General features: G+C 66.8%; 1 protein-coding gene. It reads right to left on the minus strand.

Going from position 1 to position 241, the window contains the following annotated elements; all coding sequences use genetic code 11:
* On the minus strand, positions 1-241 hold a 241-nt coding region (locus tag ACZ3HG_RS24655; protein ID WP_465335140.1), incomplete at both ends, for a DNA gyrase C-terminal beta-propeller domain-containing protein.

Here is a 241-nt window from a genome sequence, read left to right on the forward strand (position 1 = left end):
GCCGGCGAGGGCGCCCTTGTTCTCCGTCAGCGTGATCGTCTTCACGCCCATCGTCCCGCGGCCCTTCACCGGGTACTCGGGAATCGGCGTGCGCTTGCCGTAGCCGTTCTCGGTGACGACGAGCAGTTCCTGGTCATCGCGGGCGACGTCCATTGCCAGCACGGCGTTGTCCTTCTGCGAGACGTTCATCCCCCGCACGCCGCTCGTATCGCGTCCCATCGGTCGCACGGCGTTCTCACTG

The sequence above is a fragment of the Erwinia sp. PME.40.26/001 genome, from assembly GCF_055556675.1.